Raw genomic sequence first — 9008 nt, forward strand, 5'->3', positions numbered from 1 at the left:
AAAGTTAACATTTCTTTTTAAAGTTAAACCACTGCTCATTAAAATGTTTACTACATCTTCTGCTATGGCAGGTGCAGAAGATAATCCTGGTGATTTTATACCTGCAACATCAATAAATCCCTTAATTTCCTTATTTTCTTCTATTATGAAATCATCAGTATCTGGAATAGCCCTTAAACCTGCAAAAGTCCTTATTCCATTTCTAAAATTAATTTTTTCAGTAGTTTTAAATGCTTCTTTTTTAACTTCATTTAAACCATCTCCTGTAGTACTTAATGATTCTTTATCTTCTAAATCAACTGCATTAGGTCCCACCAAAAGATTTCCATGTACTGTTGGAGTAACAAGTATTCCTTTACCTAATTTTGATGGACATTGAAAAATAGTATGCTCTACTAAAGCACCTTCACTTTTATCCATTACATAATATTCACCTTTTCTAGGGTGTATTTTAAAGCTTTCACTACAAATTAAGTTATGAATTTTATCTGCATATACTCCAGCTGCATTAATAACATAATTGGCAGTTACTTCTTTACCATCAGTAGTTTCTATTACAAATGTGCAATCCTTCTTTATAGATTTCACTTCACTATTAAGTAAAATTTCGCCACCATTTTTCACCCCATTTTCAACTAAAGCCAAAGTATACTCAAATGGACCAACAATTCCACCAGTAGGTGCAAACAATGCTCCTTTTATGTTCTTATTCAAATTAGGTTCCATTTTTAAGACTTCATCTCTATTAAGAATTTTTAATCCTTTAACTCCATTTTCATTACCATTTATATATAAATTATTTATTTTTTTCATATCTTCATCATCAAAAGCCAATACTAAAGATCCATTTCTCTTAAAAGGTACAGATAGCTCTTTACATAATTCTTCAAACATTTCATTACCTTTTACATTGTACTTAGCCATTAATGTACCTACTTTTGGATCATACCCTGCATGAACTATTGCTGAATTAGCTTTTGTTGTTCCCATTGCTACATCATTTTCCTTTTCAATTAATGCTACCTTTAAATCATATTTAGTTAATTCTCTAAAAATTGATGCTCCTATAACACCTGCACCAATAATGGCTACATCATACATAAAATTCACTTCCCCTTTATTTTTACATACAAAAAAAAGCCAAGACAAAAATAAGAATATAACTATTCTTTATTTTTGTACTTGACTCTACTTCTCTTGCACTAATATTTTATTATCATAATATGATTATATCACCACTGTAAACGTTTGTCTATATTTTGAATTATCTTTCACAATTACTCAGCAAACTGACTGTTATATAGCTCTTCATAAAAACCACCTTTAGCTATAAGCTCTTGATGATTTCCTTGTTCAATTATATTACCGTCCTTTATTACAAGGATTAAATCAGCACTTTTTATAGTTGAAAGCCTATGAGCTATAACAAAGCTTGTTCTTCCCTTCATTACATTCTGCATAGCTTGCTGTAACATAAGCTCAAGCCTTGTGTCTACAGAGCTAGTTGCTTCATCTAATATTAAAATAGCTGGATCTGAAAGTATTGCTCTGGCAATGGTAAGTAGCTGCTTTTCTCCCTGTGATATATTGGATGCTTCTTCATTTAATACCATATCATAACCATCTGGTAATGTTTTTATAAAATGATGTACATTAGCAATTTTTGCTGCTAAAATAACATCTTCCTTGCTGGCATTAAAGTTACCATATTTTATATTTTCTTCAATGGTTCCATTAAATAACCATGTATCTTGTAATACCATACCAAAAAGACTACGCAAATCTTCACGCTTCATATCTCGTGTATCTACTCCATCAATCTTTATTGATCCGCCTTTAAGTTCATAAAATCTCATTAACAAGTTTATTAATGTAGTTTTTCCAGCACCAGTTGGTCCAACTATTGCCACCATTTGTCCTGCTTTAATTTCTGCGTTTAAATCATCAATTAATATCTTATCATCATGATAACCAAATCTTACATGTTCAAAACTTACATTTCCTCTTGGCTCATCTAGTTTTACACTTTGTTCTTTATCTGGAATTTGCTCTTCTTCATTTAAGATTTCAAAGACTCTATCTACTGCTGCAAAAGCTGACTGTATTGCTGATGATAATTGAGTTACTTGTGATAATGGCTGATTTATTTGCCAAATATATCTTATAAAAGCCTGTAGATTACCTACTGTAATTCTACCAGCTACTGCTGTAATTGCTCCCATAATTCCAATGGCTGCAATACCAAGATAACTTACCAGTGATACTAAAGGCCCCATGGTACTAGAAATAAATTGAGCTTTAAAGCCTGAAGCTTGTAATTTACTATTGATTTCAACAAATTCATTTATGGCACTTTCTTCTTTACCATATAACTTTATTTCATTAAAGCCTGTAAACATCTCCTGTACAGTTCCATTTAACTTCCCTAAAGCATCTTGCTGTGCCTTAAAATAACCTTGTGATTTATTTACCACAATTTTTGATACAAGAAAGCTTAATGGTATTATCAGTGCTGCCACAAAAGCCATTTTTACATTTATTCTAAACATCATAATTAGTGCTAATGAAACTGATAAAATAGAATTTATTACCTGACTTAAGCTTTGCTGCAAAGCATTTGATATAGTATCAATATCATTAGTAATCCTACTTAATACATCACCATAGCTGTTTCCATCAAAATAACTTACTGGTAACCTTCTAATCTTATCCTGTACTGCTGCTCTTAAGTCTCTCATACTATTTTGGATAGAGTTAGTTAATAAAAAACTTGCCCCATAAGTTGATAATACATTACCTAAATATACACATACAAGAATTATCAATATTTTTAGTATATATTTAAAATTTACACTAGCACCTTCAACACCCTTGATTATATTAAAAGAATCATTTGTAAGTTGAGTTATTATAAGACCCTCCACCGCTGGAGCAAGAGCTGTAAATACAGCTGCTGAAATAATCAGTATTATAGCAAAAATAAACCCTTTCCTATAATTTTTTACAAAGGGGGCTATTTTTCTAATTGTATCTTTTATCTTATTCATTATGCAAGTTCCTCCTCTGTAAGTTGTGATAATGCTATTTCATGATATACATTACAAGTTTTTAACAATTCCTTATGCTTGCCAACACCTACAACTTTACCTTCATCCAATACAATTATCTTATCTGCATCCATTATTGAACCTATTCTTTGAGCTACTATTAAAACAATTGCATCTGTAGTTTCTTTTTTCAAAGCTTTTCTAAGAATAGCATCTGTCTTAAAATCTAGGGCTGAAAAACTATCATCAAATATATATATTTCTGGTTTTCTTACTAAGGCTCTAGCTATTGATAATCTTTGCTTCTGTCCACCTGATACATTAGATCCACCTTCACTTATAGGTTCATCAAAGCCCTTTTCTTTATTTGTAATAAAGTCATACGCTTGTGCAATTTTCGCGCTATGTTCAACTTCATCATGAGTAGCATGAGGCTTACCAAATTTTATATTACTTTTTATAGTACCAGTAAATAATAAATTCTTTTGTCTTATAAAGCCTATTTTCTTCCTTAATGCTTTTAAATTAAACTTTCTTACATCAATACCATCAATTCTTATACTTCCTTCTGTTACATCGTAAAATCTTGGTATAAGATTAATAAGTGTTGACTTTCCACTTCCTGTGCTACCAATAAAAGCAATAGTTTCACCTTTTTTAGCACTAAATGAAACATTTTTAATTACTGATTCTTCTCCATCTGGATAAACAAATGTAACATTTTCAAATTCTAATGTTCCTTCATTATTTGTTTCAGTAATTCCTTGTTCTGGATTTTTAATCATAGGCTCTGCATCTAATATTTCCTGTATTCTTTCTGCTGAAACTTGTGCCTTAGGATACATAACAAAAACATTAGAAAATAGCATTAAAGAGAACATTGCATGAAATAAATACTCTATAAATGCAACTAATTGCCCAACTTGCAATGAGCCGACATTTATCATTTTGCTAGCCATCCAGAATATAGCTATTATAGCTAAGTTTAATAATAAGAAGAAAGTAGGTTGAGCCACTGACATAAGCTTAAATAGCTTTTTTGAAATGGAAGTATATGCATTATTAACTTTTTTAAATCTCTTTCTCTCATAATCATCATTACCAAAAGCTCTAATAACCCTAATTCCTGTTAAATTTTCTCTAGATATTCTATTAAGCTTATCTAAATTCTTTTGTTGTGTTTGAGACCATGGATGGGATGTCTTAGCAATTAAATATACTCCTAAAACAATAAGTGGTAAGGTAACTGATAAAATAGCAGATAATTTCACACTTGTTGATAAAATTAAGAATACGCTTATGATAAACATAATAGGACATATCATTGCCATTCTCAAAATAGTATTGGTAAATTGCATAACTTGAAAGGCATCATTGGTAGTTCTAGTTATCATTGATGATATACCAAATCTATCATATTCACTATGAGAAAATTCTTGAGACTTTTTAAATATATCATTTCTTATATCTCTAACAACACTGGTGGAAATCTTTGCTGAAGTAAATCCTAAGAGTATTGAACCCATAACACCTAGCACAGATATGATCACAATAACAATACCCATTCTCTTTATATAGCTTATATCATTATAGGCTATACCTTTATCTATGACAGTAGCCATTATTGTAGGTATGCCCAGTTCAACTAAAGCAAAACCTAATACACCAAGCATATTCAATAAGACTAAACCTTTATATCTGTTTAAATACTTTAATATTAATTTCATTTATTCATCTCCTTTTCATTATTATTCCATCAGTCTTTAGTATCATATCTACTTATTTATTTTGTGTCAATAATTAAATTTTATATATCTTATTAAGTTTAATTCTTCCTTAATTTTCATAAATATTAATAAACTTTTTAAATTTATTAAGGTCAGGTCTGCTGTAAATATGTTACAATTAAATTATCATAAAGTATTTAAAGAAAGGAGCATTCATATGAAAGTTATAACTTATTCATCAATGAAAGACTTTATAGATGATACTTTAGAACTATTATTAAAAGATGAAGCTGTTAATCAATTATTGATATTTACTGCCTTAAGCAAAAAGGATTTAGCCACAAATGATACTTTACATGTAGGCAAAGTCATTGATGAAAATAATGAGGTTTCTTTAATATTTTTAAATAACCAACCCTATAACCTTCTTGCCTATACACCTAATGAAACTATTAATGTAGATGCAGTAAAACTCTTAGCAAAGTATTTAGTTAATAATAATATTAGGATTTACGGTATAAATGCCTGCAAAACTATATCTGAAACATTCATAAGATATTATAAAAAATTAACCAAGGCCAACTTTACTGAACGCTTAGCTATGAATATTATGGAGGTATCAGAAGTAAACGATATCATTTTGCCAGAAGGAAACTTTAGACAAGCTACCCTTGAAGATCTCCCTTTATTATCTAAATGGTTTTGTCAATTTTCTTTAGACGCCACCAATGAACTCATTGATATTTCTATTGCTTCATCATTTATGAAGGATAAAATATCACATGGATTGGTTTATATATTTGAAAATAAAAATAAACAAGCTGTTTCTATGGCCGCTGCTACAAGACAACTACAAAATGGTATTTGTATAAATCTAGTTTATACAGATGAAGCTTTTAGAAAGAAGAAATATGGTTCAGCGGTAGTATTTAATTTAAGTAAGCTCCTACTGCAATCAGGTAATAAATTCTGTACTCTTTGTGTAGACAAATCTAATCAAATATCCAATAGAATTTATAGGAAAATTGGTTATAAAATACTTGATAATAGTTATGATTTTCGACTTAATTAATATAACAATAGGCAAAGAAATGGTAAGATATCCACTTCTTTGCCATGCTAACTTTATAATTGATTTTATTATTTTCTCTTATCTATTTCCACATATGGTCGTCTTTCTAATACATTCATATAAGCAGGTCTTATTATCTTATCTGCATTAATTAACTCTTCAATTCTATGGGCACTCCACCCTACAATACGTGCCATAGCAAAAATAGGCGTATATAATTCTTCTGGAAGTCCTAACATACTATATACAAAACCACTATAAAAATCTATATTAGCACTTACACCTTTATAAGTCTTTCTATTTTTTGCAATTACTTTTGGTGCCAACCTTTCAACTGTTTCATATAAATTATACTCCTTTGTAAGCCCCTTTTCTTCTGAAAGTTTCTTTACAAATCCTTTAAAGACTTTAGCTCTTGGATCAGAAACTGAATATATAGCATGTCCTATTCCGTATATCAAACCTGATTTATCAAAAGCTTCCTTATTCAAAAGTGCATTTAAATACATAGCTATTTCTTCTTCATCTTCCCAATCATGAACATTTTCTTTCATATCTTTAAACATCTGCATTACCTTTATATTAGCTCCACCATGCTTAGGTCCTTTTAATGACCCTAATGCAGCGGCTATAACTGAATATGTGTCTGTTCCTGATGACGATACCACATGTGTTGTAAAGCTTGAGTTATTACCACCACCATGTTCTGCGTGTAATACCAGTGCCAAATCTAATATTCTTGCTTCTAATTTACTATATTTACTATCTGGTCTTAACATATATAAAATATTTTCTGCAGTGGATAATGTTGTGTTAGGCGTATGTATAATAAGACTTTCCTCATTATGATAATGATTATACGCCTGATATCCATAAACAGATAGCAATGGAAAAATTGAAATTAGCTGTAATGACTGTCTAAGAACATTAGATATGGATATATCATTTGGATTTTCATCATAAGAATACAGTGTAAGTACACTTCTAGCTAAAGTATTCATCATATCAAAACTTGGTGCTTTCATTATTATATCTCTAACAAAAGATGTTGGTAAACTTCTATAGCTAGCTAATATTTCTGAAAACTCTTCTAATTGCTCTTTATTTGGTAATTCTCCAAGTAATAAAAGATATGCTGTTTCTTCGAAACCAAATCGATCTTCTTTTATAAATCCTTTAACTAAATCTTCAATATTAATACCTCTATAAAACAACTGTCCATGGCAAGGAATAAGTTTGCCATCTACTTCTTTTTTTGCATACACTTCAGATATTTCTGTTAAACCTGTTAAAACACCTTTTCCCTCTAAATCTCTAAGCCCCCTAAAAACCTTATATTTAGAGTAAAACTTTGGATCTATCCTGCTATTATTCTCACATATTTTATCCAGCTTTTTAATTTCTGGTGTGATTTCTGAAAAATTTCTTTCTACCATAATACTCTACAATTTGCCCCCTTTTGTTTTACATATATTGTATATTACTATATATTACCACTTTTTCTCTTTATTTCAAATAAACTATTGAAAAATTCACATTTATTTAATTTATTCAGTTACATATATATTTAAAAAGCTGATAAATATTAGTCATATTTATCAGCTTTTCACTATTATCTTTTTCTATGCCTTACTAATAATACTATTAATATTAAAACAATTATTACAGCTCCTAATATAATTAAACCAATATTAATTATATTTGGTGCAAAGAACGATAAAATTACTTCTGTATTTGTATTTAAATCTTTTATAGTATAGCTCCATTTTCCTGTATAATCATCAATTTTTGCTGTTGCATTACTTTCTGTAATCTTAAAAGGTATGGAAATTGTTAACTCATATGGTATTTGTGCCACATAATTTTTGATGGTGTTTGTTACATTTCCAGTTAAAAAACTAGTTACATCGCCATACAGATATTTTTGTATTTCTGGTGTAATATAATTATTGATATTATTACTTACTTCATTTTCAATATTAGAATCTATTTCTGCCAATAAATCTTTAGTAAGTCCTATATTTACTTTATATTTATCCTTTAAAAATCCTTTTTCTCTTTTCACATCATACTTAATAAACTCACCATCATCATATGAGAAATTGCTTATGTTTAAAGTATTAGATTTTAATAAATCCTTTATATCTATTTTAGGCGTTATAATTGTAGCTTCTTCAACAGTATTATTATCTTGTGAATACACATTAATTTCCGTCTCTGTACCTAATACCTGCTGTAACAATCCATCTCCTACCACTTTTTTTATACTTTCATCATAAACCAATCTAAATACTGTATTACTACTTCCATCTTTATTTACTTTTACATTTGTACTAACTTCCATTGTTCCACAACTTACTAAGAGTATCATTGATATGCTTATGAGCATAATTATAATCATTCTTCTAAATTTACCACTCATTTAATCTCCTCCATCTCATACTATAATTTATGTTATATTTATTTACATTTATTGTCAACAGATATAAAGCCTATAAAAAAAAGATGTAAGTGTCCTCTTACATCTTTATATTGCATTTATTAAAACAACTTTATTCTCTTGTAATGATTTTTTCACATCAATAACTCTTTGATTTTCAGATCCTCTATATTTTAAACTTAAATTTTTCATTTCAGCCTTAAATGGACCATCTATTAAGACATCAACTTGTTCTAATATTTCCTTTCTCCTTGGATTACTTATTATCTCATCATAAGTATATCCTGACCAAAGCCATATTTCCTTATTGGTTTCTTCTTTTATTCTAGTTAACAGTTTTAATAAGGAATCATCCATTAACTGTTGCATAGGTTCTCCCCCTAAAATACTCACTCCATGAACATTGGGGTTTTTTACATAAGAAAGAAATTGTTCTTCCACTTCTTCAGTCCAAAGCTCACCATACTGAAAGCTTTGCTGATCTTTATTAAAACATTCTGGACAATTATGTGTACATCCACTTACAAATAAAGTGGTGCGCACCTTAGGTCCATTTGCAATATCGAACTTCCTTACTTTTGCATATTTCATAATCAACTTTCTCCTTTTAATCTTTAGCTGTGATTTACCACTTAGTATTTTAAGTGTACACTATATTTGCCCCTGTTGACTAGTAAATCTCTTTACTCAATAATACTAAACTAAATATAGTATATTCTTAT

At 29.3% G+C, this 9008-nt stretch carries 7 protein-coding genes; 1 reads left to right on the forward strand and 6 read right to left on the reverse strand.

Going from position 1 to position 9008, the window contains the following annotated elements:
• The 3 genes from Q5O44_RS14400 to Q5O44_RS14410 form a co-directional block, all read right to left on the reverse strand.
• Positions 1-1101, reverse strand: a 1101-nt coding sequence (locus Q5O44_RS14400) for an NAD(P)/FAD-dependent oxidoreductase (RefSeq protein ID WP_302638248.1), incomplete at its 3' end; no start/stop codon positions are given.
• A 176-nt stretch (positions 1102-1277) separates the two neighbouring features.
• Positions 1278-3047, reverse strand: coding sequence for an ABC transporter ATP-binding protein (locus Q5O44_RS14405; RefSeq protein ID WP_022169153.1), 1770 nt, complete (start codon positions 3045-3047; stop codon positions 1278-1280).
• The gene (locus Q5O44_RS14410; protein WP_022169154.1) at positions 3047-4774 is read right to left on the reverse strand and encodes an ABC transporter ATP-binding protein; all 1728 of its coding nucleotides are present in this window, start codon (positions 4772-4774) and stop codon (positions 3047-3049) included. The genes Q5O44_RS14405 and Q5O44_RS14410 overlap by 1 nt, the downstream gene beginning before the upstream one ends.
• A gap of 217 nt (positions 4775-4991) precedes the next feature.
• Between Q5O44_RS14410 and Q5O44_RS14415 the strand changes: the two genes are divergently transcribed.
• A complete protein-coding gene (locus tag Q5O44_RS14415; RefSeq protein WP_022169155.1) occupies positions 4992-5846 on the forward strand; it encodes a GNAT family N-acetyltransferase in 855 nt (284 codons plus the stop codon).
• Positions 5847-5914: 68 nt separating this feature from the next.
• Here Q5O44_RS14415 and Q5O44_RS14420 read toward each other — a convergent pair whose 3' ends face one another.
• From Q5O44_RS14420 to nrdG, 3 genes are all read right to left on the reverse strand, one after another.
• Positions 5915-7282 (reverse strand): citrate/2-methylcitrate synthase, encoded by a 1368-nt coding sequence (locus Q5O44_RS14420; protein ID WP_022169156.1) that lies wholly within the window; start codon positions 7280-7282, stop codon positions 5915-5917.
• 176 nt (positions 7283-7458) lie between these two features.
• Entirely contained in the window at positions 7459-8268 is an 810-nt protein-coding gene (locus Q5O44_RS14425) for a hypothetical protein (RefSeq protein ID WP_022169157.1), read from the reverse strand.
• 105 nt (positions 8269-8373) lie between these two features.
• Entirely contained in the window at positions 8374-8877 is a 504-nt protein-coding gene (nrdG, locus tag Q5O44_RS14430; protein WP_022169158.1) for an anaerobic ribonucleoside-triphosphate reductase activating protein, read from the reverse strand.
• Positions 8878-9008: the final 131 nt, after the last annotated feature.

The sequence above is a fragment of the Clostridium sp. CAG:221 genome (genome assembly GCA_000435835.1).
Taxonomy (GTDB): domain Bacteria; phylum Bacillota; class Clostridia; order Clostridiales; family Clostridiaceae; genus Clostridium.

What these genes read in the sequence shown, in the direction of transcription:
- Q5O44_RS14405 (WP_022169153.1), bottom strand. Translation starts at nt 3,047, where the DNA reads ATGAATAAGATAAAAGATACAATTAGAAAAATAGCCCCCTTTGTAAAA.
- Q5O44_RS14425 (WP_022169157.1), bottom strand. Translation starts at nt 8,268, where the DNA reads ATGAGTGGTAAATTTAGAAGAATGATTATAATTATGCTCATAAGCATA.
- nrdG (WP_022169158.1), bottom strand. Translation starts at nt 8,877, where the DNA reads ATGAAATATGCAAAAGTAAGGAAGTTCGATATTGCAAATGGACCTAAG.
- Q5O44_RS14410 (WP_022169154.1), bottom strand. Translation starts at nt 4,774, where the DNA reads ATGAAATTAATATTAAAGTATTTAAACAGATATAAAGGTTTAGTCTTA.
- Q5O44_RS14420 (WP_022169156.1), bottom strand. Translation starts at nt 7,282, where the DNA reads ATGGTAGAAAGAAATTTTTCAGAAATCACACCAGAAATTAAAAAGCTG.
- Q5O44_RS14415 (WP_022169155.1), top strand. Translation starts at nt 4,992, where the DNA reads ATGAAAGTTATAACTTATTCATCAATGAAAGACTTTATAGATGATACT.